Origin of the sequence: Streptomyces sp. NPDC085481, assembly GCF_044541845.1 — a bacterium.
Classification (GTDB): Bacteria; Actinomycetota; Actinomycetes; order Streptomycetales; family Streptomycetaceae; genus Streptomyces.
In genome coordinates, this window is the sequence record NZ_JBITTJ010000009.1 from 290,726 (window position 1) to 315,762 (window position 25,037).

At 75.4% G+C, this 25,037-nt stretch carries 13 protein-coding genes and 1 pseudogene; 5 read left to right on the forward strand and 9 right to left on the reverse strand.

Features of this window, described 5'->3' with window-relative positions; genetic code table 11:
* Positions 1-38 precede the first annotated feature (38 nt).
* Together ACIGEZ_RS21115 and ACIGEZ_RS21120 are read left to right on the forward strand one after the other, a co-directional pair.
* Positions 39-1,028 carry an ABC transporter ATP-binding protein gene (locus ACIGEZ_RS21115; protein WP_399833219.1) on the forward strand — a complete coding sequence of 330 codons (990 nt, stop codon included), beginning with the start codon at positions 39-41 and terminating at the stop codon, positions 1,026-1,028.
* Positions 995-1,834 (forward strand): ABC transporter ATP-binding protein, encoded by an 840-nt coding sequence (locus ACIGEZ_RS21120; RefSeq protein ID WP_399833221.1) that lies wholly within the window; start codon positions 995-997, stop codon positions 1,832-1,834. The genes ACIGEZ_RS21115 and ACIGEZ_RS21120 overlap by 34 nt, the downstream gene beginning before the upstream one ends.
* On the opposite strand, the pseudogene abc-f reads toward ACIGEZ_RS21120, so the two are convergent.
* Both abc-f and ACIGEZ_RS21130 read right to left on the reverse strand, forming a co-directional pair.
* A pseudogene (gene abc-f, locus ACIGEZ_RS21125) lies at positions 1,820-3,446 on the reverse strand (ribosomal protection-like ABC-F family protein). The gene ACIGEZ_RS21120 and the pseudogene abc-f sit on opposite strands and share 15 nt — an antisense overlap.
* A 275-nt stretch (positions 3,447-3,721) precedes the next feature.
* Positions 3,722-5,680 (reverse strand): amino acid transporter, encoded by a 1,959-nt coding sequence (locus tag ACIGEZ_RS21130; RefSeq protein ID WP_399833223.1) that lies wholly within the window; start codon positions 5,678-5,680, stop codon positions 3,722-3,724.
* Positions 5,681-5,990: 310 nt separating this feature from the next.
* On the opposite strand from ACIGEZ_RS21130, the gene ACIGEZ_RS21135 reads away from it, so the two are divergent.
* Positions 5,991-6,743, forward strand: coding sequence for a DUF4118 domain-containing protein (locus ACIGEZ_RS21135; protein WP_399833225.1), 753 nt, complete (start codon positions 5,991-5,993; stop codon positions 6,741-6,743).
* A 163-nt stretch (positions 6,744-6,906) separates the two neighbouring features.
* On the opposite strand, the gene ACIGEZ_RS21140 is transcribed toward ACIGEZ_RS21135, so the two are convergent.
* Genes ACIGEZ_RS21140 through ACIGEZ_RS21160 form a run of 5 tightly spaced genes read right to left on the reverse strand, consistent with a single transcriptional unit; the run spans position 6,907 to position 16,152 of the window.
* On the reverse strand, positions 6,907-8,187 hold the full coding sequence (locus tag ACIGEZ_RS21140) for a cytochrome P450 (protein ID WP_399833227.1): 1,281 nt from the start codon (positions 8,185-8,187) through the stop codon (positions 6,907-6,909).
* The gene (locus tag ACIGEZ_RS21145; protein ID WP_399833229.1) at positions 8,184-9,779 is read right to left on the reverse strand and encodes an FAD-dependent monooxygenase; all 1,596 of its coding nucleotides are present in this window, start codon (positions 9,777-9,779) and stop codon (positions 8,184-8,186) included. Before ACIGEZ_RS21145 ends, ACIGEZ_RS21140 begins: the two co-directional genes overlap by 4 nt.
* Before the next feature lie 3 nt (positions 9,780-9,782).
* Positions 9,783-13,040: a ferritin-like domain-containing protein gene (locus ACIGEZ_RS21150; protein WP_399833231.1), complete on the reverse strand. Its 3,258-nt coding sequence runs from the start codon at positions 13,038-13,040 to the stop codon at positions 9,783-9,785.
* On the reverse strand, positions 13,037-14,533 hold the full coding sequence (locus ACIGEZ_RS21155) for a flavin monoamine oxidase family protein (protein WP_399833233.1): 1,497 nt from the start codon (positions 14,531-14,533) through the stop codon (positions 13,037-13,039). The genes ACIGEZ_RS21150 and ACIGEZ_RS21155 overlap by 4 nt, the downstream gene beginning before the upstream one ends.
* A 17-nt stretch (positions 14,534-14,550) precedes the next feature.
* Positions 14,551-16,152, reverse strand: a complete 1,602-nt coding sequence (locus ACIGEZ_RS21160) for an FAD-dependent monooxygenase (RefSeq protein WP_399833235.1) — start codon at positions 16,150-16,152, stop codon at positions 14,551-14,553.
* 317 nt (positions 16,153-16,469) lie between these two features.
* Here ACIGEZ_RS21160 and ACIGEZ_RS21165 point away from each other — a divergent pair, with 317 nt between their 5' ends.
* Positions 16,470-17,189 carry a VC0807 family protein gene (locus ACIGEZ_RS21165; protein ID WP_399833237.1) on the forward strand — a complete coding sequence of 240 codons (720 nt, stop codon included), beginning with the start codon at positions 16,470-16,472 and terminating at the stop codon, positions 17,187-17,189.
* A gap of 175 nt (positions 17,190-17,364) precedes the next feature.
* Entirely contained in the window at positions 17,365-20,433 is a 3,069-nt protein-coding gene (locus ACIGEZ_RS21170; protein WP_399833239.1) for an AAA family ATPase, read from the forward strand.
* Positions 20,434-20,442: 9 nt separating this feature from the next.
* Here the strand turns inward: ACIGEZ_RS21170 and ACIGEZ_RS21175 are convergent, their stop codons facing one another.
* Together ACIGEZ_RS21175 and ACIGEZ_RS21180 are read right to left on the reverse strand one after the other, a co-directional pair.
* Complete coding sequence (locus ACIGEZ_RS21175) at positions 20,443-23,565, reverse strand: tetratricopeptide repeat protein (RefSeq protein WP_399833241.1); 3,123 nt, start codon at positions 23,563-23,565, stop codon at positions 20,443-20,445.
* Positions 23,562-25,037, reverse strand: a 1,476-nt coding sequence (locus ACIGEZ_RS21180) for an HSP90 family protein (protein ID WP_399833243.1), incomplete at its 5' end; no start/stop codon positions are given. The genes ACIGEZ_RS21180 and ACIGEZ_RS21175, both read right to left, overlap by 4 nt.

Consider the following 25,037-nt stretch of genomic DNA (forward strand, 5'->3'; position numbering starts at 1 on the left):
CCGGGCATCTCCCCCGTGAAGCGGAAGGCGTGACCGCCATGTCCGGCCCCCACGAGCCCGCAAGGCCCGTCCTCGAGATCGACCGGCTCACCCTGCGCCTGCCCGAAGGGCAGGCCGCGCGTCCGCTGCTCGACGGGGTCTCGCTCACCGTCGCGCCCGGCGAGACCGTGGGCCTCGTCGGCGAGTCCGGCTCCGGCAAGTCCGTGGCCTGCCGCAGCGTCCTCGGCCTGCTGCCGGCCCGTGCCCGCACGACCGGCCAGGTCAGGGTCGCCGGCCGGGACGTGCTGACCATGGACCGCGCCTCCCTGGCCGCCCTGCGCGCCCGCGAGGTCGCGATGGTCTTCCAGGACCCGCGCGCCTGCGTCAACCCGCTGCGCCGCATCGGCGACTTCGTCACCGAGGGCCTGCGCGCCGCCGGCACGCCCGCCGCCCGGGCGACCGCCCGTGCCGAGGAACTCCTCGACGCCGTCGGCATCCGCGACCCGCGTGGCGCCCTGCGCCGCCGCCCCCACGAGTTCTCCGGCGGCATGCTCCAGCGCGTCGTCATCGCCGCCGCCCTCGCCGGCGAACCCGCGCTCCTCGTCGCCGACGAACCGACCACCGCCCTCGACGTCACCACCCAGGCCGAGATCATCGCGATCCTCACCAGCCTGCAGGCAGAACGCGGCACCGGACTCCTCTTCGTCACCCACGACCTGGAACTCGCCGCCGCGATCTGCGACCGCGTGTACGTGATGTACGCCGGTCGCATCGTCGAGACCCGCACCGCGGACGGGCTCTTCGACCGGCCGCGCCACCCCTACACCGCGGGACTCCTCTCCTGCACCCCGCGCATCGGCCCCGACGCCCCCGCTCCCCGGCCCATCGAGGGCCGTCCGGTGTCCGTCGCCGAGGCGCCGCCCGGCTGCGCCTTCGCCGCCCGCTGCGCCCACGCACAGGAGCGCTGCACACAGGAGGTGCCCGCCCTGACCCCGCACGGCGACGGGCTCGCCGCATGCCACCGCGCCGACGAAGGGATCCTGTCGTGACCGTGCCCCCCGGCCTCGTCGTCGAAGGACTGCGCAAGGAGTACGGCGACCACACCGCCGTCGACGACGTGTCCTTCCGCCTCGCCCCCGGCTCCTCCCTCGGCATCGTGGGCGAGTCGGGCAGCGGCAAGACCACCACGGTCCGCATGCTCGTCGGCCTCGAACGCGCCGACGCCGGCACCGTCCGCCTCGACGGCCGCGATCGCTCCGCCCGCCCCCGCGGCCGGGCCGAGCGGCTCGCCAGGGCACGCGAGATCCAGATGGTCTTCCAGGACCCGTACCTCTCCCTCGACCCCCGGATCAGCGCCGGCGGCTGCGTGGACGAGGTGCTGCGCCTCCACTTCCGCCTCGACCCGGCCGCCCGCAGGGCCCGTGTCGCCGAGCTCCTCGACCAGGTCGGCCTCGGCCCGCGCGAGGCCGACGCGCTGCCCCGCCGCCTGTCCGGCGGTCAGCGACAGCGCGTGGCGATCGCACGGGCGCTCGCCGCCGAGCCGCGGATCCTCGTCCTCGACGAGGCGGTGGCCGCCCTGGACGTCTCCATCCAGGCCCAGATCCTCGAACTCCTGGCCGGGATCCGGCGCGAGGCGGGCATCGGTTTCCTCTTCGTCACGCACGACCTGGCGGTCGTCCGGCACATCACCGACGAGGTGGTGGTGCTCCGCGCGGGCCGGATCGTGGAATCCGGCCCGACCACCCGCGTCCTGACCGCGCCGGAACACTCCTACACCCGACTGCTCCTGGATTCCGTCCCGCGGCGTGGCTGGGATCCGGCCGCCCTCGCCGGCGCCCGGTCAGGCGTTCGCTGAGACGGCCCGCCCCGCCCGCAGCTCCAGGCGGGCGCCGCCGAAGGACTCCCGGAAGCGGTCGTCGTGGGAGACGGCCACCACCGCGCCCGCGAAGGCGGCCAGAGCCGACTCCAGTTCCTCGACGAGGGACAGGGCCAGATGGTTGGTCGGCTCGTCGAGTACGAGGAGGTCGGCCGGCCGTGACACGAGCCGCGCCAGCTCCAGACGCCGACGCTGGCCCACGGACAGGGCGCGCACCGGGACGCCCAGGTCTTCCTCCCTGAACAGCCCGAGCGCGAGCAGCTCCGCCGCGTGGTCCTCGGGCAGCCCGGGACGGCCCTGGGCGTACGCCGTGAGCAGGGGTTCCGGCGTGGCCACCGCGGGCAGTTCCTGGGGGAGGTGGCCGACCCGGGCGGGGAGGCGGACCTGTCCCGCGTCGGGGGCGAGTTCGCCGGCGAGGACCCGCAGCAGGGTGGTCTTGCCGGCGCCGTTGGGACCCGACACGAGGAGCCGGTCGCCGGGCCCGACGCTCAGGCTGTCCAGGGAGAGCCGGTCTCCGACGGCGACCCCGCTCAGCTCGGCCGCCGCGGTGGCGTCGGCACCGGTGAAGTGGGCCTGGAACCGGAGGGGTTCGGGCGGCGGCGGGACGGGATGGGCGCGCAGTTCCTCAAGGCGGGTGCGGGCCGTCCTGACCTGCCCGGAGAGCTTGTTCTCGCTCGACCGGCGGTGCTTGCCGAAGCCCTGCCGAGGATCCCTGCCGGTCGCGGCGAGTCGCTGGCCCGCCCCGGCCACCAGTTCCTCGGTGCGGGCCAGTTCGTCCCGCCACTCCTGGTGTTCCTGGGCCTGCCGGCGACGGGCCGCCGCCTTGGCCGTACGGTATCCGGACCAGCCGTCGCCGTAGCGGGCCACGCTCCGGGTGTCCCGGTCGACCTCCAGGACGGCGGTGGCCGTCGCCTCCAGGAAGCTCCGGTCGTGGGTGACCGCGACGACGGTGCCGCGGTGGGCGCGCAGCCGTTCCTGGAGCCAGCGGACGGCGTCGCGGTCCAGGTGGTTGGTCGGCTCGTCGAGCAGCAGCAGTTCCGCCCCGGACGCCAGGACGCAGGCGAGCGCGAGCCGCGACTGCTCGCCGCCCGACAGGGTGCCGATCCGTCGCTCGTACGGGACGTGGGCGAGCCCGAGCCCGTCGAGCGCGGCGGCCAGATCGGCCTCGGCGCGGTAGCCGCCGCGCTCCTCGAAGCGGTGCAGCAGCTCCCCGTAGGCGGCGAGCTCGTCGGGCCCGGCGGCACCGAGTCCGTTCTCGGCCTCCCGCAACTCCTCCTCCATCAGGCGGAGTTCGGCAAGGGCGGCGTCGACTGTGTCCTGGACGGTGTGCTCGGGTCCGACCGGGTAGGTCCCGGCGAGCGTCTGGGCGAGCCGGGCGACGCCCCCCGGGGAAGCGAACGGTGACCTCACCGTCGTCCGGGGCCTCGGCCCCCGCGATCAGTCGCAGCAGCGTGGACTTCCCGGAGCCGTTCTCGCCGACGACGGCGGCTTTCTCGCCGGGGCGGACGGTGAAGGAGACCTGGTCGAGGACGACACGGTCCCCGTACGACGTGGAGACATGGTGCAGCGTGAGCTGGGCGCGGTCGCGCATGGGTGGTGTCCCTGGGGTGGGTTCGGCTGATTCGGGGCATGCGGGCATGCGGTGATGCGGGCATGCGGTGATGCGGGCATGCGGTGATGCGGGCATGCGGTGATGCGGGACAACGGCGGCGTCGCGCCGCGGTGTCCGTGGCCGGAATCAGCGGAAGAAGTAGTACGAACCCATGCGATCGACGGTAACAGGCCAGGTTCCGTTCCGCCCGCGAATTGTTCCGCGGGCGGTGCGGGCCGGCGTGCGGTCAGGGCAAAGGCGGTGCGGGGCAGAGGTCAGCCCACGTGCACGCGCGGGCGGCGGGCGCGGTCCGGCTCCGCCTCGCGCAGGACCTCTCGGGTCACCGGGGCGACCTCGCCCTGGCCGAAGAGGAAGAAGCGGACGAAGTTGGCGAAGGGGTTGCCCTCGGTCCACTCGAAGTAGATGTGCGGTCGGGTGCCCGTGAGGTCGCGGGAGTGGAGGAGCAGGGCGGCGAGGGCGTTGGGGACCGAGGAGCTCTCCACCGTCAGGACGCGGTACCGGTCGTGGAGGACCTCGCCGCTGACGGTCAGGCCGGCCTCGAACTCGGACGGGTCGGTGACCGTGACCTCGACGAAGACGAAGTCCTCGGTGGTGGGAAGGTCGTTGTCGGTGCGGATCTGCTCGATCTTGTCGCGGTACTCGGCGACGTCCCGCTGGTCCGGCTCGTTGGCGATGAACCGGGGGGTGCGGTGGGAGATGTCGCGGATGAAGCGCTCGGCCATCTCGTCGAGCTCGACGTGCGTGACCCGGAGCTCGAAGGCGCGGCCGAGGCGGGAGAGGAGGGAGATGAGGATGATGCCGGCGATGAAGCAGGCGCCGATCTTCACGCCGTCGGGCCGCTCGATGACGTTCACGACGGTCGTGTAGAGGAAGACCGCGGAGATGACTCCGAAGCCGATGGCCCAGCCGCGCTGGCCGGCCTTGCGGGCCGCGATGGTCACGGCGATGGCCGCCGAGCAGATCAGGACCAGCACACCCGTCGCGTACGCACCGCCCTGGGCGTCGACGTCGGCGTCGAAGATCCAGGTGACGAGGAAGGCGACGAGGGTGAAGACGATGACCATCGGGCGGACGGCGCGCGCCCAGTGCGGGGCCATGCCGTACTTGGGCAGGTAGCGGGGCATCAGGTTGAGCAGACCGGCCATCGCTGACGCGCCGGCGAACCAGAGGATCGCGATCGTGGAGACGTCGTAGACCGTGCCGAAGGTGTTGCCGAGGTACTCGTGGGCGAGGTAGGCGAGCGCGCGGCCGTTGGCGTCGCCGCCGGACTCGAACTCCTCCTGCGGGATCAGCACCGTGGTGATGAAGCTGGTCGAGATCAGGAACACGCTCATGATCAGCGCGGCCGTCGTCAGCAGCTGCTTCGTGCCGCGGATCCGGCCGGCCGGGCGCTCCTCGGTGTCGTCCGGGTCGCCCTTCACATGCGGCATGACCGCCACGCCCGTCTCGAATCCGGAGAGACCGAGGGCCAGCTTCGGGAAGACGAGCAGCGCCACGCCGACCATCGCGAAGACGTTGCCGTGCTCCGCGGTCAGAGCGGTGGACCAGTCCGTCACGACGTGCCCCTCGGTCACCACGTGCCACAGGCCCGAGACGACGACCACCACGTTGAGGGCCAGATAGATCCCGACGAGCGCGACCGCGACGCCGATCGCCTCCAGGAAGCCCTTGAGGAACACCGCGCCGAGCAGCGCGATGAGCACCATCGTGATCACCACCTGCTTGTCGTGCAGGGCCTCGGCCAGATGGGGGTTCTCGACGAGGTGGGTCGAGGCGTCCGCGGCCGAGAGGGTGATGGTGATGAGGAAGTCCGTCGCCGCGAAGCCCAGCAGCGTGAGGACGAACAGTTTGCCCTTCCAGAAGGAGAGCAGCCGCGACAGCATCGCGATCGAGCCCTCGCCGCGGGGGCTCTCCTCGGCCACCCGCCGGTAGACCGGCAGGGCGCCCGCCAGGGTGACGATGACGAGGACGATCGTGGCCACGGGCGAGAGCAGTCCGGCCGCGAGGGCGGCGATGCCGGGCTGGTAGCCGAGTGTCGAGAAGTAGTCCACGCCGGTCAGACACATGACCCGCCACCACGGCTGCCCCTGGTGCTCGGGCTCGTGGGCCTCGCGCTCCAGCGGTCGGGAAGGTTTGCCTTTGCCCATGTCGGAGAGGCCCTCCAGCATCCATGCGCGCAGGCGGCCGGGACGGGTGTCTGGGGGCGTGGCCATGGGGGACTCCTGCTGTCCGGTGCGGCGTAGTGGTCGGTTTCGGCCATCGCGCGGACGGCGGCCGGGTCAGCGTACGCAAAGGACGCGTATGGAGCGCGGCCGGGAGCGTCAGGAACGCGTCAAGATCCCTCCGGTGGGCGTTGCTTGGGTCACATCCGGAGCAGCCTGAGGGCAGAGGCCGCCGGGCAGGGCCGACGGCGGCCGGTCACGCCATACCGTCGTGGTCACGCCACACCGCCGTGGTCACGCCACACCGCCGTGGTCGCGCGACCGTGGTCGCGCCGGCGGACCGAGCAGTCGGAGGTGGATCATGAGGCTTCCGCTCCGGGACGCGGCGGCCCTCGCGGCCGCCGTCCTCGCCCCCTTCCTCGTCGCGCTCGCGCTGCTGCCGCTGCGCACGGGCCTGACGCACACCAACCTCGCGCTGCTGCTCGTCGTCGTGGTCGTCGCCGTCGCCTCGCTCGGCAACCGGTTCGCCGGGGCGCTGGCCGCCGTGTCGGCGGCCGGCTGGTTCGACTTCTTCCACACGGAGCCGTACCAGAGCTTCCACATCCGCGACCGGGCAGACCTCGAGACCGCCGTGCTGCTCCTGCTCGTGGGGCTGATCGTCTCCCAGCTCGCCGCCCGCGCCCGCGTGCTCGGCGCGGTCGCCGTGACCGACGCCGGACACCTGGAGCGCCTGCACGAGGCGACCCGACTGGCCGGCGACACGCGCTCGCCGGACGAGTTCGTACGGCGGGTCCGCGACGAACTGGTCGAACTGCTCGCGCTCGACGCCTGCCGCTTCGAGTACGGGATGCTGACCGGCCGCCCGCCGCGGCTGCGCCCGGACGGCTCGGTCCAGGTCGAGGGCTGGATCTGGGACCTGGACCGGCAGGGCTGGCCGGACGGCGAGATCGAACTGCGGGCCGTCGCCCGCGGCCGCTACCAGGGCCGCTTCATGATGACCCCCGCCCCCGGCTCGGCCCCGCCCCCGCTGGAGTCCCGCCTCGTGGCCGTGGACCTGGCCGGCCGCGCGGCCGCCGCCCTCGACCACGCGGGCGAGCCGGCGGAGCAGGGCTGACGGGCCGGCCCCTGCGCACCCCCGGCCGGTCCGGCCTGGAGCCCGGCGGAGTCCTGGCCGCCCTCCGGCGGCCGCCCGCGCCCGCCACGGCCGGCGCGACGAGCTCGGCCACTCCTACGCTCGCCCGCGCCCGCCACGGCCGGCGCGACGAGCTCCGCCATGCCTACGCCCCGAGGGCCGGCGAGCCCGGCACCGTGACCGTCAGACGCTCCGGCCCGTGGAACACCCAGTCCGGCGCGTACCGCGCCTCGACCCGCGGGCGCGCCCCGGGCCGTAGCGCCGGCAGCCCCTCCAGGAGCGCCGCGAGGCCGGCCTCCGCCTCTGCCCGGGCCAGCCCCGCCCCCGCGCAGTAGTGGATGCCCAGGCCGAAACCGCAGTGGCGCACCGCCTCCCGTCGTACGTCGAGCCGCTCGGGGTCCGCGAAGCGCTCCGGGTCCCGGTTGGCCGAGCCGAGCACCGACACCACACGGTCGCCGCGGCGTATCGCGTGCCCCGCGAGCGCGGTGTCCCGCTGCGCCCACCGGGTGACCATCTGCACCGGCGGGTCGTGGCGCAGGAACTCGTCCACCGCGCCCGGCAGCAGCCCCGGATCCGCGTGCAGTTCGCCGAGCAGCCGCGGCCGGGTGAGCAGCGCCAGGACCGCCTTGGCGAGCAGCCCCGTGGTCGTCTCGTGCCCTGCCGTCAGCAGATGGATGCAGGTGGCGGACTGCTCCGCGGGGCTGAGCGCCGGGTGGGCGCCGGCGGCCCGGACGAGCGCGGAGAGCAGGTCGCCCCGGTCGTTGCCGGGGCCGCGGCGCAGTTCCAGCTCGCGCCGGAAGTACGTGCTGAGCTCGGTCGCCGCCCGCTCGGCCCGCGCCATCCCCTCGCCGCTGCGGTCCAGCCGCGCGCCCCCCGCCCGCTGGAGGTCGAGCGCCTGCTCGCGGAACCACGCCTGCCGCTCCTCCGGCACGCCGAGCACACCGGAGATGACGAGGAGAGGGAAGGGCGCGGCGAAGTCCGCGACGACGTCGACCGTCTCCCGCTCCGCGAGCCGGTCGACGAGCCGCCGGGCGATCCGGCCGACCAGCGGCCGCAGCGCGTCGACCGGCCCGGGGCCGAGCGCGGGGGCGATCAGGGCGCGCAGGCTCGTATGGCGGGGCGGGTCGAGGAACACCAGCCAGTTCTCGACGACCTCGCGCAGTACGGCGTACCCGGGCGGGAGCGGGGCGGTCCCGCCGGTCGCGGGGGAGACCCGGCCGAACTCCCGGCGGGCCAGCACCCGCGCCACCTCGGCGTACCGGAAGACGTACCAGGTGGTCGGCCCCCGAGCCCCGCCCACCGGCCGGACCGCGTGCACCGGATCCGTCTCGCGGTAGCGCCGGTACGCGGGGTAGGGGTCGGCCAGGTCGAGCCGCGCCGGGTCGAAGGGCGGCAGGCCCCGGGGCGCCGGGGCGGCCGCGCTCACGATCCGGCTCCCCGCACCCGGTCGGCCAGGGCGCCCGGATCGGGCGGCGGGGCGGTTCCGCGCCAGGCGACATGGCCGTCCGGGCGGACCAGGACGAGCGGCCGCTCGTACCGCCGCACGGTCTCCTCGTCGGCGCACCGCACGACCCGCAGTGGCACCCGCCGCCCGGCGAACGCCCGTACGGTCCCGTCGAGTTCCACCCCCTTCCCCTCGGCGCCCAGGCACATCAGGACGAACTCCCGGCCGAACAGGTCGAGCGTCGAGCGCCGTCCCCCGTCCCGCCAGGCGTGCGGCGCTCGCGCGCCAGGCAGCGTCGACCGGCACCAGGAGGCGCCCGCCGGCGGCTCGCCCTCCTCGTCGGCGACGAGGGGGGAGGCGTAGCGGTACGCGAAGTGCATCTCGGGGCGGTCGAACTCGCGGCGCACGTCCGAGCCGGCCAGCTCCCGGCCGAGGGCCGCCCTGGCCCGCTCGCCCACCGGTGTGTCGTCGAGCAGCGCGGGCGAGAGCCGCCGGTCCTCGGTGCGGCGCAGGTTCCGGTTGGCCTCCTCGAGCCCGGCCACGGCCACCGGCCGGCGCTCGGTCTCGTACGAGTCGAGCAGCCCAGGACCGGCCCAGCCCGCGAGCGTCGCGGCGAGCTTCCAGCCCAGGTCGGCGGCGTCGCAGATGCCCGTGCTCATGCCGAAGCCACCGGACGGCGACAGGGTGTGCGCCGCGTCCCCGGCCAGGAACACCCGGCCGGACCGGTACCGTTCGGCCACCCGGTGGGTGAGGTGCCACACGCTGTCGGACTCGACCTCCAGCGGGGTGTCGAGCGGCACCGCGCGCCGTACGACGCTCAGGGCGTCCCCGGTGCGGGGCGGGGACGTCAGCCGGTAGAGACCGCGGCCGTCGATCGCGCGCAGCGGATAGCGCAGACCGGTCGGCGAGGTGAGGAAGTGGACGAGCGCCGCGCGCGGGCCGAGCAGCTCGGGCAGTTCGGGCGCCCGGAACACGATGTTGCGCAGCACCCGCGTCTCGTACCGCTCGGGCGCCGCGATCCCGCAGGCCTTGCGCACGGGCGAGGAGGCGCCGTCGCAGCCCACCAGGAACCGGGCCCGCACCGTGGCGCGGGTGCCGTCGCCCCGGGCCACCGTCGCGCTCACCCCGCCGGGGAGCGTGGTGAGGCCGAGCAGCCGGCAGTGCAGCCGCACCGGTCCCTCCGGATGGGGGCCGAGGCGCCCCAGGAGCAGCGGCGCCATCCAGTGCTGGGGGCAGATCGCCTCCGGCTCCGGGGTGTGGTCGGGCAGCGGGCGCGTCCCGGCCGTGCCGAACGCGAGCCGGTGGATCTCGTGACCGCCGACGGCGGTCACCCAGGCGACGTCCAGCGCGTGGTCCTCGGGCCAGCCCGCGCCGCGCAGCGCGTCGGCGACGCCCCAGCGGCGGAACATCTCCATGGCGCGCGGACCGACGGTCGTGATCCGCGGGTCGGTCATCGTGCCGTCGCCCGCCTCCACCAGCGTGAAGTCCACCCCGCGCCAGGCCAGATCGAGCGCGAGCGCGAGCCCGACCGGCCCGCCGCCCACGATGAGGACGTCCGTCTCGTAGCCGTCCATGTGTCAGCGCTCCCCTTCGGCGCGGAACCGCTCGGCGTAGAAGGTCATCAGCTCCGGCACCCGGCCGGGCACCCCGGGACACGCCCGCGCCATGCGCGCCAGGTGCCCGAAGCGCATCGCGAACGCCCGCCGGGCCACGTCGGGCCGCGCGAGCGCCACCGGCGGCTCCTCCAGCTCGAACGAGGGACCCGCCGTGCGGCCCCGCCAGCCGGAGTCGAGCGTGACCAGGAGCTCGGCGAGCGGCCGCATCATCCCCGTCATCACGTCGATCGCCGCGTTCATCAGTCCCGACCGGCGCAGACTCGCGTCCGGGCTCTCCGCGAAGTGCTGCACCATCAGCTGGAGCATCAGGAAGTAGCTCCGGTTGAACAGCCGCATCACCTCACGGGCGTGCGGGTCGCGGACCGCCGCCCGCCCCGGATGCGCCTGGTCCAGCGAGGGGTTGCGCAGCGCCGGGTATGCCGGACTCCATGGCGCGCCCTGCCCGTTCGGCCCGTCGGCCCGCTCGTGCGTGAGCAGTTCCCCGAGGCGTACGAAGGTGTCGTGGTGCGACTCGGGAGCGGGCCCCGGGGCGTCGAGCACCCCGCCCTCGCCCTGCTCGGTCACGAAGTCCACGGCGAACAGGGCGCTGGACAGGTCGTCGACCTCCAGCTGGTAGTCGGGGTGGCGGGCGTCGACCGTCCGGCCGAGGAACAGATGGTGCTCGCCGCCGCCCCGCCCCCGCTCCACCAGGAACAGATCGGGGACCCGGGCCAGGCCCTCACGGATCGCGGCGTACAGCTCGCTCGGCGACCCGAACGGCGCCGCCTCGCCACCGCCCGGACCACCCGGGTGGGTCTCGTCGTCGACACCCGCACCGCCGGCGAGCCGCTCCGGCCGCTCGATCGCGATGAACCGCTGCACACTGCCCGGATGGAGCGGTTCGAGCGCGAAGTCCAGCGGCAGCGGCAGCAGACCGGGAGTGCCGAAGTCGACCGCGGGCACGTGGAACGGCTCGCCCATCGCCATCAGGATGTTGTTGACCACCAGGAAGTGGATCATCTCTTCGCGGGCCACTTCGAAGAGGCTGTCCCGGATCCCCTTGCTCAGGGTCTCCCCGCCGTCGCCGCAGGCCAGCCGCAACTGCCGCGGCGTCCACACCCCGCGCCGCACGTACGCGAAGCCCGCCGCGTGCGTCGGCAGCGAATACCCGGCGTACAGGTACTGCAGCGAGCTCGCCAGCTCCACGGTGACCGCCTGCCACAGCGCCGCCCGCAGCTGCGCCCGCGTGGTGATCCGGGGCACGGTCGCGCCCGGGGAGGGCGCGGTCACCGGAAGGACGGCGTCCGCGGCGCTGCGCGCACGCAGGTACTTCAGGAGCAGCCGCGCCTTCGGCAGCGTGAGGTCCCGCGTGGGCGGCATGTAGTACGTGCGCTCCCGGTTCGCCGGATCGCACATCTGCCAGATGAGCTTCGCGTACGTCTCGACCTTGCACCGGTCCGCGAGGCTGAACACCTCGTCGCGCATGAACGGGAACAGTTGCTCGTAGAAGGCGAACACCTCACGGTGCAGCAGCTCGAAGGTCACGTCCTGCTGGAGGACGGCGTCGAGGTGCCAGTCGTCGGGCAGGACCCGGACGTGCCCGCCGCCCGCGCCCGCCCACCAGCCGAGCGCGTCCCCGTCGTCGTACGCGGCGGCCGCCGAACCCGGGGCGTCCAGCGGGCAGGGCGGCTCGTCGGCGTGCCCCGTGAGCAGCAGCCGTGCCGTACCGGCCCGCGCGCCGCGCACCGTGAACCAGCCGCGCCCGCGCGCGTCGGTCACCAGCCGGCACCAGGGGCCGAAGGAGGGTTCCGGTGGCGGGTCCCGCCGGTCCTGCGCCTGCTTGGGGTCGGTGAGCCGGCCCGCGCGCAGCTCCACGACCGTGAGGTCGTCGGCGCGGGCGCCCGGGTCGGCGGCGACCGGATCGCGCGGCAGGGCGCGCGGGTTGGCGAACTGCCGGACGACGACCGGCTCCAGGGCCGCGGGCCGGCCCCGCACACTCGCCCGTACGGCCACCTCCACCGCATGGTCCTCGCCCCGCTCGCGGTCCGGGTGCTCCAGGATCAGGCAGGCGTCGTCCGCGACCACCACGGTCTCCCGCTCCCGCAGCAGCACCTCGCGGCCACCCGTACCGGAGCCTTCGTCGACGGGTACGAGGCACAGCCCCTCGTCGGCGGCCCACGCGCCGCCGGGACCGGTCACCGGCACCGTCACGACCGCGGCGGTGGCGTCCCCAAGGGTCCCGTCCCCGGGAGTCCCGTCCCGGGGAGTCCCGTCCGCGAGGCCCGCGCCGCCGCCCGGCAGGACCGCGACCAGCTCGTCCGAGACCGCGGTGCGCAGCTCGAGGTCGCCGGGGGCCGGCGGCCCGAACGGCAGGTTGAACACGGCCTCGTCGCGGGTCACCCGGACCGAGCAGACTCCCGCCCGCCGGCGGGTGCCGTCGGAGCCGTACGAGCCGTACGGGACGAGCAGCCGGCCCGCCGGATGTGTGCGGGGCTCCTCGGGCCGCCAGGGGGCGATCACCCCGCGCAGCCGCCACTGCTGCGGGGCGTCTCCGGGTCCGGACGCGGGACTCCCGGCGGCCTCCAGCGCGAACTGGACCACCAGACCGCCGTACTCCTCGGCCGCCGCCCGCAGCGCGCCCGCCAGCGCCGACCCGCAGCCCGGCCCGTCGGGGCCCTCGGGCCAGTCGAGCCCGGGGCCGCTGTCCACCGTGAACTGGTGCAGCACCGAGGGCACGGGGGCGAAGGAGTGCCAGCGCGGCGGCTGGAACCCGGTCACGTCGCCGAGGCACGCGTGGCCGCTGTCGTGCGAGCGGCCCTCCCTGCCCAGGGCGAACCGGCCGATCATCAGCGTCGTCGTCCACGCCGAGGCGGGATCGAGGTCGAAGACCCGGGCCCGGTTGACCGTCGTGCCGAGATACGGGTTGTAGTGCCCCCACAGATCGACGGCCCGGCCCACCAGCGGGTCCTCGGCGCCGATCCGCTCGCCGCCCGGCCCTTCGGCGCCGGTCACGCGCGCGTCGGCGAGGAAGTGGCCGTTGCCGGAGAAGTGCCCGCCCAGTGCGCCCCGTCCGGCCAGGTGCGCGTGGTGTTCGACGGCCGGCCGGTCCGCCGGGAACGGGCCGTCGGGGGTGAGGACGGTGTTGGTCGCGAGGTCCACCACGGCGCCGCGCGGACCGGTGGGCAGCTTGGTGACGGCGGTGCCGGCGAAGTGCAGCCGGGGGGTGTCGAAGACGCTCATGCGGCCTCCAGCCGGGTCGGGGCGGTGCCGCGCCGGGCGGAGGCGCGGCGGTCGATCCCGCGGACCGCGTCGAGGGCGGACTCCACCGCCCCCTCGATCCAGGCGGGTTCGGTCGAGCAGTGTTCGCCCGCGAAGAACAGCCGCCCCTGTGGGCGGGCCGCCCGCCTGCGCTCCTCCTCGCACGCGGCGGCGTCCTGACCCCAGCGGATGGTGCAGCCGCCGCCTGTCCAGGGATGCTCGCCCCAGGCCATGCTGGCCACCCCGCGCACCATGCCGCGGCGCAGTAACTGCGGGTGCATGCGTCCCAGTTCGTCGAGGACGGTGCGGTGCCGCTGCCGGACGGGCATCCGGCCCAGGAGGTCGGCGTCCTCACCGATCGTGTAGCTGGCCAGCAGCGCGGCGCCCTGCGGGCCGGGGCCGCCGCCGTCGCGCCGTGGACCCTCCTCCGCGGGGGCGGGGTAGTAGGTCTGCCGGATCAGGCCGCCGCTGAAGGAGGCGCCGCCGCGGATGCCCTCGCGCTCCCAGAACGGCTCCCGGCAGTGCACGGCCACCTTGGTCGCCGGGCAGTAGTCGACCTCCCGGACCACGGCCAGCTTGTCCTCGTCCAGACCGCGCAGCGTCATGCCGCGCAGCAGCGAGAACGGCACCGTGCACAGCACCAGGTCGGCCCGGCGCACGACGGCGAGCGGGCCGCGCCCGATCCGCAGCCGTACGTGGTCCGGAGCCACGTCCACGCCGGTGACCTCCTGGCCGAGCCAGATCGGCCCGCGGATGCGGGCGGCGAGCCGCTGCACCAGCTGGTCCATGCCGCAGGCGAGCCGGACGAGCCGGGGGCTGGTCTCGGCGAGGATGTCGTCGAGGAAGCTGTTCAGACGGGTGCCGCAGCCGGCCCGGATGCCGGGATGGGCGGCGAAGAGACCGTGCACGTCGATGCGGTCCTTGCCGGCACCGAGCAGATGGGGGGTGAGGTCGAGGCGTTCGACGAGGTCGAGCAGATTGCGGGCGAGGTCGGCCCGCAGCCCCTCGCGCAGCGCGGGCGGGGCGACGGCGTCGACGACGGCGGCCAGCCACGCGCCGAACACGATCGTCTCGTCCCGGTAGTCGGCCGGGGCGAGGGAGGCCCGGACGTCCGCGATCAGCGCCCGGGGCGCGTCGCGCAGCCGGACGTGGCCGGTGCTGGTGGCGAGGAAGGCGTTCTCCTCCGAGAGCAGGGTGGTGAACGGCCGTACCTGGTCGACCAGCCCGAGGTGCTCGATGTAGTGCATGGTGCGGTGGTGGGCGGTGGGCACGCGCATCGCGCCGAGCTCGACGAACGGGGCGCCCTCGTGCGCGCCGAAGCGATGGGTGTGCACGCGGCCGCCGAGCCGGCGGCTGCCTTCCAGGATCTCCACGCGGTGTCCCAGGCGTTCGAGTTCGTACGCGGCGACCAGGCCGGCCATTCCCGCGCCGATGACGGTGACCGTGCCTCGGGTGCGCGTCAGGTGCTTGGGCAAGGGTCTCTGACTCCCGATCACTGTGTGGTGGCCGAAGGGGGCTGCGGGGCGAGTGCGGCGAGATAGGCGGCGAGGACCTCGGGCCGGTCCACGGGGGCGACCAGGCCCACGTAGCCGTCGGGCCGCACGAGCCGCAGCTCGCCGGGCCGCCCGAGGAGCCGGGCCTCCGCCGGGTCCGCCGGGCTGAGCGGCTGGACCCGGACGGGCACGGGCCCGTGCGCACACCGTTCCTCCAGGGCCGCGCGGACGGCTCCTCCGGCGGCCCGCGCCGCGTCGAGGAACAGCGTCCACCGGTCGTACGCGAGGAGGGTGTGCAGGCGTACGGGCATGGTGCCGGGGCCGCCGGTGCGCACCCGGGCGTCGGGCATCCGGTCCCCGGCCCGCGGCCCGCCGCCCCGACGGCATCCCGCGGCGCGCTGCCAGGACAGGGTGCTGGACCGGTGGTTGCGGCCGAGGTCGCTCAGCCGCAGGTCGATGTGCTGCTGGAAGCGGCTCAGCGCGAGGGCGACCGGCACGGCGGCCGAGAAGACCCGGTAGCCGAGCGGCGGCAGCGGCAGCTCCATGAAGTTGAGCCGCATCTCGCGGATGTACCGCAGGGCGAGGGCCCGTTGCTCGGTGCTGTACGTGTCGAGCAGCCGCTCGTCGGCGTCACCGCGGTGGACGGCGGCCAGCTTCCAGGCGAGGTTGTGCGCGCCGAGCATGCCCACGTTCATGCCGTGACCGCCGACCGGGGCCCAGGCGTGTGCGGCGTCCCCGGCGAGCAGTCCGCGCCCGCGGCGGAGGCGGGCGGCGACCCGGTCGCTGAACCGGGCCCGGTTCAGCCACGGCGGTTCGCTGGGCGAGAGCCGCAGGCCGGGCAGCCGCGCGGTGTCCGCGACCAGGTCACGCAGCTCGTCGAGGGTCGGGGGAGCGGTGAGCGTGGGGTCGGGGTCGTCGCGGAAGCAGAAGAAGCGGAAGCCGCCGCCGGGCAGCGGGAAGACGAGCAGTGAGCGGTGCGGGGCGAGGAAGATGTGTCCGTGCCCCGGGCGGTAGCCGTACGGCCAGTCGGCGTGCGCGTTGCCCTGGACGACCTGGAGGCCCGTGCGCCGGCGCCCTTCGAAGGCGATGCCGAGCCGGTCGCGGACCACGCTCGCGGTGCCCTCGCAGCCGACGATCCACGCGGCGGTCGCGGACTCGACGGAGGCGTCGGGGAGACGGAGGACGAACTCGGCCCGGTCGTCGTGGACCTTGACGTCGGTGACCTCCGTGTCCCATTCGACCCCGGTGCCGAGCCGGGCCAGCTCCTCGCACAGCAGCCGTTCGATGTCGTGCTGTTCGATGTTGAGCGGGCGGCCGTGGGCCGAGCGCTGCCAGCCCGTGACCAGTTCGCCGAGCCGCCGGCCGCCGCCGTGGACGGTCACCTCGCCCAGCTCCACCGCGTTGCGCCTGAGCCCGCCCAGGACCCCGAGGGCCTCCAGGGCCTCTGCTGCCCGGGGCCACACCACGAGGGCGCGCGCCTCGCGTTTGGCGGCGGGGGCGCGGTCGACCACCCGTACCGCCAGGCCGAGCCGGCGCAGGGCGATCGCCAGCGTCAGCCCGACCGGCCCCGCACCGACCACGCACACGTCCACACCCGTCATACGCCCCCCAACTCCCCACCCGCTCCGGACCTCTCCGGACCCTCTCCGGACCTTCTGCCGGAACCAGCCGCTCCGGCATGTTCTTCAGAGTGCTCGCGGATGATCACCTCTCGCCAGGGCGTGCGGCACGGCGCGAGGAGCATTCGACCTGCCGATATGACTCCCTGTGCATCATCTTGTCGGTTTGGGTGACGAATGTGACCAAAGGCGTATGGAGAAAGCTTGAAGATCATTTGGGCGGCCGCTTCCTTGTGTGCCGGAGCGGCCGGGGCCTACCTTGCGGTTACCGCACTGATCATGACCACCCAGGGGGAACCATGTCCGCAGCACAGCCAGAACCAGGCGCGCAGGCACAACCGGCCGCGCCGGCCCGCTCGGGGGCGGCCACCGCCATCGGCTGGGCGCTCACCATCGGCCTCAACGTCGTGGCCCCGATCCTCACTTACGGCGCGCTCACCGACCGCGGCTGGAGCGAGTTCGCCGCGCTCCTGCTCAGCGGTGCCTGGCCGGTCCTCGACACCGTCATCCACCTCGTTTGGCACCGCAAGATGGACGAGTTCGCCGTCGTCACCCTCTTCTTCCTCGCCCTCACCGCGTTCGTGTCGCTCGTCGGCACCCACTCCACCCGCGCGCTGCTCGTCAAGGACTCGGCGGTGACCGGCCTGTTCGGCGTGCTGTGCCTGGCCACGCTGCTCGCGCCGAAGCCGCTCATGTTCTACTTCGGCCGCCGCTTCTCCACCGACGGCACCCCCGAAAGCCACGCCTGGTGGAACGGCCTGTGGCAGTTCCCGCAGTTCCGCGCGGTCATGCGCCGCATGACGATCGTCTGGGGCCTGGGCTACCTCGCCGAGGCGGCCGTCCGCGTCGTCCTCTCCTACACCCTCTCCACCGAGGCGATGGTCGCCGTCAACCCCGTCCTGATCTACGGCTGCCTCGGCCTGCTCGTCCTGTGGACCATCCGCACCGGCAAGCGGTCCCGCGCCGAGGGCGAGGCCCGCGCAGCGGCGGCGGCGCAGGAGGCCGCGGCACAGGCCTGACCCTCCCCCGACCCGAGGGGGGCGACTCCCAGCGCCCCCCTCGCCCCACACCCGACCCACCCGTTCCGGAGACGCCGCACACCGCCGCCCGCCCGCCGAGACCGGGGCGAGGGCGACAGTGTCAGCCGCGTGCCGTACAACGGGGGTGGGGAACGAGGTCCGTGGGGTACTGGGAATGAACACAATCACAGGGGAAGGGTGCGTCGACCGCGCCCCCTTCGCCGGCCGGCGAGCCGAACTCGCCCTTCTGGAAGAGCTCCTGGGCGACCTGGGGCGCCACCGTCCGGGCGGCCCGGCGGCCGTCGACATCACCGGAGAGCCGGGCATCGGCAAGAGCCGACTCCTCGCCGAACTCACCACCCGCGCCCGCCGCGCCGGCCTCACGGTCCTGCACGGCCGCGCGACGCAACGCGAACGGAACACGCCCTTCCAGGTGTTCGCGGACGCGTTCGCGGATCTGGGCGTGACGGGGGCGGGCGGCGCGGAGTTGACGAACCTGTGGGATTCGGGGGAGCCGTTCCCCCGCGGGGGCGGCTCGGGGGACCGGCTCGCCCCGGCGGACCGGATCCGTCAGGCCGAGCTCCCTGACCAGCGCTGCCCCGCCGCGGCCCCGCCCTGCCCATGGGGCGAAGGCCGCTCCGCAAGCGGGACGTACCCCGCCGGCGGCACCTGGACCGCGTCCCCCGGGCCGCATCCGCTCGCGGCGCCGCCGCGGGCGTGGCCGGAGCCGTACGGCTTCTTCCGGCGGACCGCGGAGGCGTTGGCGCGGGTCGCGGAGCCGGGGCTGCTCGTGGTGCTGGACGACCTGCACGGGGCGGACCGCGCCTCGCTCGACCTGCTCGACCATCTGCTGCGCCACCCCGTCGCCGCGCCCGTGCTCCTCGTGCTCGCCCGGCGCGAGCAGCGGACCCCGCCCGCCCTGGCCTCCCTGCTCGCCCGGGCGGCCGAGTGCGGCACCCTGGCCCGGATGGTCCTGGGCCCGCTCGACCCGGCCGACTGCGCCGACGACCTCGCCCCCGGCCTCCCCGGCGACCGCGCGGCCGCGCTGCACACCGCGAGCGGCGGCAACCCCGCCTACTTCCTGGCGCTCGCGGCAGGCCCCGGGAGCGGCGGCGCGCTCGCCGTGCTGTTCGACGAGCTGGCCCCGCTGGAGCCGCTGCCCCGCGCCGTCGTCGACGCCGTCGCCCTGCTCGGGGACGAGGCCCGTACCGATCTGCTGCCCGCCGTGACGGCCTCGGGCCCCGAGGAGTTCGGCGCGGCCGTACGCGAACTCGTACGGCTCGATCTCGTACGCCCGCACGCCGACGGCCGGACGCTGGCGCTGCGCCACCCGGCCCTGGCCGAACTGGTCCGCCGGGCCATGGACCCGCTGCGGCGCCGGGACTACCACCGGCGGGCGGCCGACGGGCTCGCCCGGGCGGGCGCCCCCGTGACCGTACGCGCCGGCCACGTCGAGCAGTACCTCACCCACTGGGAGCCCGCGGCGGCCGCCACCCTGGTCGACGCGGCCGAACGCACCGAGGCCACCGACCCCGCCCTCAGCGCCCGCCGGCTCGGCGCCGTCCTCGCCGTCCTGCCCGACACCCCCGAACACCACGACGCCCGCGTGGAACTGAAGCTGCGGCGGGCCCGCGCGCTCGGCGACGCAGGCCGCGTCGAGGAGAGCCGGGACCTGCTGCACCGGCTCCTCGGCCGGTGCGGCGCGAACGGCCGCGGCCGCGACGGCGGACAGTGTCACGCCGCCGCGGGCGAGGAGGAGCCCCGCACCGCGGCCGTGCTGCTGTGCGCCTTCATGGAGCGCCACCTCGGCCGCTACCGCGAGGCCGACGCCCTCATCCGCCGCGAACTGCGCCGCCACCCCGGCCCCAGCCCCTCGCTGCGGCTCCGGCTCGTCGTCGAATGGGGCTGCCGCGCCCTGTTCGAGCGCCGCTTCCCCGAGGTCCGCACCGAACTCTCCGCCATCCTCGCCGACGCCCGCGCCCGCGGTGACGACGCCGGCCGGGCCGAGGCCCTGACGCTCGGCGCCCTCGGCGAGGCGTACGAGGGACGGACCGCCGCGGCCCTCACGTACGTCGAGGAGGCGGCCGCCCTCATCGACGCGATGACCGACGGCGAACTCACCGAGTGCTGCGAGGCGCTGGTCCGGCTCGGCTGGAGCGAGATCTTCCTCGACGACCGCGCCGCCGCCGAACGCCACACCACCCGCGGCATCACCCTCGCCCGCCGCGCCGGACGCCCCTTCGCCCTCTCCCAGCTGCTGCTCTGCGCCGCGTACGTGCACTCCCTCACCGGACGGGTGGAGACCGCGCTCGGCTTCGCCGACGAGGCGCTGAGCGTCGCCGAGACGCTGGGCGGGGCCGAGGTGACCGGCTTCAGCCGGGCGATCAGGGCCTCGATCCTCCTCCACGCCCGCCCCCTCGGCGACCCCGAACCGCTGGCCGCCGCCGAGGAGGCCGTCGCGGTCGTCGGCACGGCGGCCGGCTGGTGGGGCGTCCTGGCCCGCAGCCTGCTCGCCCCCGCGATCCCGCCGGCCACGGACCCGCACCGGGTGCGGGACGTGCTGCTCACCGCGGGCGGCGGCCCCGGTCTGCCCCGTATCCAGGCTTCCGTACGGCCCACCTTCCTCGAACTCCTCGTCACCGCCTGCCTCGCCGCCGGCGACGAGACCGCGGCGCACCGCGCGGCCCGGCTCGCAGAGGAGGAGGCCGAGCGCCTGGGCCTGGCCGTACAGCGCGCCGCCGCCCTGCGCGGCCTGGCCCGCCTGCGCGGCCACGCGGGCGAACCGGCCGCGGCGGCCGAGCTGTTCGTGCGGTCGGCGCAGGAGTACGCCCGTACCGGCGTGACCCTGCGCGAGGCGCACACCCTCCTGCTCGGCGCCCCAGCGGCCCGGGCGGCGGGCGACGAGGACGGCGCCGCCGCGATGTGGCGCCGGGCCCGGCGCCTGGCCGAGGCCGGCGGCGCCCGGCTCCTAGTCGACCTGGCGGACCGGACCCGTACCGCCGCCCTGGGGCCCGGCCCGGAGGCGACGGCCGCACCGGAGGCGGACGGTCCGCTCGCCGCGCTCACCCCGCGCGAACGCGAGATATCCGCCCTGGTCGCCGAAGGCCTCACCAACCAGGCCGTGGCCGACCGGCTCTGCCTCAGCCCGCGAACGGTCGAGAGCCACGTGGCCCGCGTCTACCGCAAGACGGGCGTGATGACCCGAGCAGGCCTCGCCTCCCTGGTGGCCCGCGCGACGAGTTGATCGCAGGGCTCAGTGGGCCTCGGCCGTCCCCAGCAGGGCCTCGCACTCGGTGGCGACCTCGGTGAGGGAGCCGTCCGGGTCGGGCAGGTCCTGCACGCCGTCGCGGACCCGCCGGGCCCGCTCGACGGCGGTTCCGACCCGGCCGAGCCGCCACTCCAGGCGCACGGCGAGGAGCTGGGCGAGCCACAGTTCGGAACGGCCGGCCTCACCGCACCCGCGCAAGGCTTCGATCGCGCGTTCCGTGTGGTCGAGGGCCCGCTCGAAGTACCCGGGCGCCGGACCGTCGGCGGCCTCGACGAGGAGATGCGCGAACTGCTGGTGGGTGCGGCCGAGTTCCACGGCGTACGTCTCGCGCTCCGCGTCGCCCACCGCGCCGGCCGGCGCACGCGCGCTCTCCCGCAGTGCCTCCTCCATGGCCGCCTCCCCGGCGCCCGGCCCCCACGCCTGCAGCTCCTCCCACGCCCGGGCCCGCAACGCGCGCACCACCCCGCCGTGGTCGCCGAGCACCCGCCACAGGCCGGCCGCCCGCTCGTACGCGCGGGCCGACTCCTCCGGCAGCCCGGCCGCGGCCAGGGCCGCCGCCGCCTGGTGGGAGAGCATCGCGTGAGGACGGGGATCCACCCAGTCGCGGGTGTCGGCGGCGGCCAGCCCGTAGTGCTCGGCGGCCTGCCGGGGCTCGCCGAGCCCCACCGCCGCCTGCGCGAGCCACACCCGCGCCTGCACCAGGTCCGCCACCTCGTGGCCGGTACGCAGGTCGGGCAGCGCGGTCTCGAGGGCGGTGGCCGCCTCGTGGAACCGGTCGAGCGCGCAGTACACCCCGCCGAGCCTCAACCGCACCAGCGCCCCGAGCCCGGCCCCCTCACCCGCCGCGTCGGCGAACCGCGAGGCGTCCACGAGGAGCGCCTCCATCTCCCGCGTCGGCCCGTCGAGCTCGGCCACCGCCTGGGCGAGCGCCAGACAGAACCGGGCCCGGTCGCCCGGGTCCAGCAGCGCCACCCGCCCGGCGTCGTCGAGCACACCCCGCACCACGGCCGCCGCCCGCTGATGCTCCCCGGCGGCCGACAGCAGGCTGGTGAGCAGGAGTTCGGCGGGCGTGGCCAGCCAGGGCCGTCCCGCCTCGTGGTGATCGGCGACGGCGGCCGTCGCGAGCCGGACGGCGGCCCGCGGGTCCTGCGGCGCGGTGCTCCGCGCGAGCAGTTCCACGGCGGAGGCGATCCGACTCAGCAACCCCGGATCCTCCCGCCGGTCCCGCCCCTCCCGCGCCTCCTCGGCGAAGGAGAGCAGCCGGTGGATCTCCTCACGCAGACGTACGGCGTCGGCCGCGCGATCGGCCCCGGGCTCGGCCCTGGCCCCGACGCCGACCCCGACGCCGACCCCGACGCCGGCCCCGACGCCGGCCCCGACGCCGGCCCCGACGCCGGCCCCGACGCCGGCCCCGACGCCGGCCCCGACGCCGGCCCCGACGCCGGCCCCGGCCCGGGGCTCGGCCCCGGCCCCGGGCTCGGCCCCAGCCCCCGCCCCGGGATCGGCCCTGGTGTCGGTCGCGCCACCGCCCCCGAGCCCCGCGGCCAGTGCCCGGCAGCGCAGGAGCAGGACCGTCACCGTTTCCGCCGGCGTCGCACGTCCCTCCGCGTGCCGCTTCTCGGCCTGTACGCAGAGCTCGTCGAGCCCCTCGACGACCCGGCCCCCGGGCCCGACGATCAGCGCCCGCGCCCGTGCCACCAGGGCCCGGCCACCCCGCCCGGCCCGCTCGTGGAGGTCGGCGGCCTGCGCGAACAGCGTCGCCGCGTCGCCGGGCTCCGCCCCGGGGCCGGGTCCGCGCTGTAGGTCGAGCGCCGCGGCGTCGAGGGCGTCGGCCGCGTCGGCCGGGGCGAGGGTGCCGCCGTGCTGTTCGACGGCGACGCGGGCCCGGCGCCATGCGGCGCCCGCCGAGGGGTGCCCGGTCGAGGTCAACCCCCGTGCCCGGCCCAACAGTTCCTCCAGGTCATCCGCCCCGGCGGCCGCCCCCGACGGGGGAGCGACCACGCCGGCCGCGCCGAGCGGGAGGGCCTCGACGAGAGGCTCCGCCGTCATGCGGGCCCGCAGCAGGGCGGAGATCCGGTCGTCGCCGTTGCGGGCGTCGAAGCGGGCCGCCTGGGCCAGGGCCTGCTCGGTCGCGTACGCATGGAGCGCGGCCGCCGTCCACCGCGTACCGGCGGGTCCCGGCACCGGCCGGTCGCCCAGGCCCAGGGCCACCAACCGCCCCATGAGCAGGGCCGCGCAGGCCAGCCACTCCATGTACGGCCGGACGTCGCCGAGTTGTTCCCAGCGCGCCGACTGCTCGGCCATGATCTCCAGGCCACGCGGCTCGTTCCCGGTCAGCGCGCAGAACTCGACATGGGCGGCGACCGCGGCGCCGAGCCCCTCCTCCGCCCGGGCCAGGCGATAGCCACGCAGATGGTGGGAGCGGGCCTCGTCGAGCCGGCCGAGCCGGACCAGGGGGAGCAACGACAGCGCGAGCACGGCGTGCGGCTCGTGCAGGCAGCCCGCCCGCCCGTCGAACACCGGCCGCCACACGCCGAGGGCACGGGCGTCCTCACCCCGCTCGGTCTCCCACCGCCCCCGCTCGTGCAGTTCACAGGCGTGGCAGTCGGCCATCTCGTCCCGTTCGGCGGCGAGCATGGCCGCCAGCGCGCGCTCCGCCCGCGGGATGTCCCCCAGATGCCGGGCCACCTCGAAGTCGCGGGCGTGCACGGCCCGTTCGGAGTGTCCGGCGAGCCGGTAGCGGTGCCGCATCTCCGCGAGCCAGCGTTCTATGGAGTCGAGCGGGACCCCGGGCTGGTCGAGCGCGCTCCCGCTGACCCACTTGAACATCCAGAACAGCTCATGGGTGTCGTCCTCGTCGAAGTCCGCCGGGTCGTCGTCCCACATCCGCAGCAGCCGCGCGAACGGCACGAACATCCGGTCGCTCTCGGCGCTCGACGTGTACGAGACGGTGAGCGCCGTCAGCGCCTCGACGAGCAGCGACCGGTCGCCGTTCGCCTCCGCCTCGGCGACCAGCCGCTCGGCCCGGGCGTTGCGGGCGGCGCCGTACGGCTCCTGGCTGTTCCGGTACACATCGCGGCGGATCTCGTCGCGTGAGCGGCTGCTCATCGGTGCTCTCCGGTGGGGCTGTCGGGGGCCGGATCGGTTGGCCTGGTCGGCTTGCTCGGACTGCTCGGACTGCTCGGACTGCTCGGACTGCTCGGACTGCTCGGACCGCTCGGACTGGTCGGACCGGTCGGCTCCGGCCGCCCGGCCTGCCCGGTCGCCTCGGGAGGCCCGGCCAGGTCCTTCGGTTCGGCCCCGCAGGCCGTCCCCGCGCGGTCCGGGCACCCCCCGTCCCCCGCCCGCACGGCCCGGTCGAGCAGCCCCACGAACGAGCGGTGGAGCAGGGCGGTGTCGGCGAGCCGCAGCGGCCGCTGGGCCATGAGGAGGGCCTGCCCGTAGAGCCCTTCGACGGCGGTGGCGATGAGCGGGGCGTCGTCGAGGGCCGCGATGCGGCGGATCAGGGGGCTGTCGTGGTTGAGGACCAGGCGGGCGCGGGGTGCGGTGCCGCGCAGGGCGCCGAGGATCCCGGTCCACAGGTCGTCGGCCCGCTCCTCGGCCTCCGTACGGGCCTGCTCGTGCCGCCCGTCGCGGTCGTCGAGCAGCAGGGCGGGCAGGGCCGGCGGCCGGTACGCGCGGACCACGACATCGCAGTCGAGGGCGTCGAGGGTGGTCCGGGCGACGGACAGGAAGCGGGTGAGCGCGAGCGCCCGCTCCGGGGCGACGGCGTCGAGCCGGTCGGTCACGGTGTCCGCGTCCAGTTCGGCGACCACCGTCCCCGGGCGCACCCGCGGCAGTCGCTCCACGAGCGCGCAGTCGTAGGTGTAGCCGCCGTTGACGAGGGCGATGCCCTGGGCGGCGGCGATGGCGGCGACCTGGCGGAACTCCTCGACGGTGCGGGTGAAGTGGACGACGGGGTGGCGGCGGGCGAACGCGTCGAGGGAGAGCTGTCCGTCGGTGGTCTCGAAGGGCAGCCAGGGCAGCATCGCCGAGAGGATCTCGTCGTCGTGCCGGGCCAGCGACTTCACGCCCAGGTGGTGGACCGCGAGTAGCCGGGCGAGCCGTTCCGGTTCGCTCGCCGCCAGTTGGGCGAGCCAGTCGCGCAGGGCGCGGCCGAGGGCCTCGCGCACCGCCGCCAGGGTCTCGTCGTCGTAGAGGGACTCGCGGGAGGCGGTCGCGCGCAGGGTGTCGGTGTCCAGGACGCAGCGTACGAAGAAGGCCCAGTCGGGCAGCAGCCCGTCGGCCTTGTCCGTGAGCAGCATGCCCTTCAGATGCACCCGGTGGCCCGCCCTGTGCGCCGGGCTGACCTGCGACGGCAGGACGTAGGCGACACCGCGCAGCCCCGCGAGCGGCAGGTCGAGATCGACGACGTCCAGGGGCGTGAAGCCGAGGGTCGTGCGGCAGTACCCGGCCAGTGCCTCCCGCCGGGCGGCGGCGCTCCAGTGGTCCCGGTTCCAGGGGGCGGGCAGGTCGGTGACGGGGTGGTCGCCGACGTGGATGTCGTAGGGCAGCAGGGAGCCGTAGTCGCGGGCGAGGGT

What these genes read in the sequence shown, in the direction of transcription:
- ACIGEZ_RS21120 (WP_399833221.1), top strand. Translation starts at nt 995, where the DNA reads ATGCCACCGCGCCGACGAAGGGATCCTGTCGTGACCGTGCCCCCCGGC.
- ACIGEZ_RS21115 (WP_399833219.1), top strand. Translation starts at nt 39, where the DNA reads ATGTCCGGCCCCCACGAGCCCGCAAGGCCCGTCCTCGAGATCGACCGG.
- ACIGEZ_RS21170 (WP_399833239.1), top strand. Translation starts at nt 17,365, where the DNA reads ATGAACACAATCACAGGGGAAGGGTGCGTCGACCGCGCCCCCTTCGCC.
- ACIGEZ_RS21165 (WP_399833237.1), top strand. Translation starts at nt 16,470, where the DNA reads ATGTCCGCAGCACAGCCAGAACCAGGCGCGCAGGCACAACCGGCCGCG.
- ACIGEZ_RS21145 (WP_399833229.1), bottom strand. Translation starts at nt 9,779, where the DNA reads ATGGACGGCTACGAGACGGACGTCCTCATCGTGGGCGGCGGGCCGGTC.
- ACIGEZ_RS21150 (WP_399833231.1), bottom strand. Translation starts at nt 13,040, where the DNA reads ATGAGCGTCTTCGACACCCCCCGGCTGCACTTCGCCGGCACCGCCGTC.
- ACIGEZ_RS21175 (WP_399833241.1), bottom strand. Translation starts at nt 23,565, where the DNA reads ATGAGCAGCCGCTCACGCGACGAGATCCGCCGCGATGTGTACCGGAAC.
- ACIGEZ_RS21160 (WP_399833235.1), bottom strand. Translation starts at nt 16,152, where the DNA reads ATGACGGGTGTGGACGTGTGCGTGGTCGGTGCGGGGCCGGTCGGGCTG.
- ACIGEZ_RS21130 (WP_399833223.1), bottom strand. Translation starts at nt 5,680, where the DNA reads ATGGCCACGCCCCCAGACACCCGTCCCGGCCGCCTGCGCGCATGGATG.
- ACIGEZ_RS21135 (WP_399833225.1), top strand. Translation starts at nt 5,991, where the DNA reads ATGAGGCTTCCGCTCCGGGACGCGGCGGCCCTCGCGGCCGCCGTCCTC.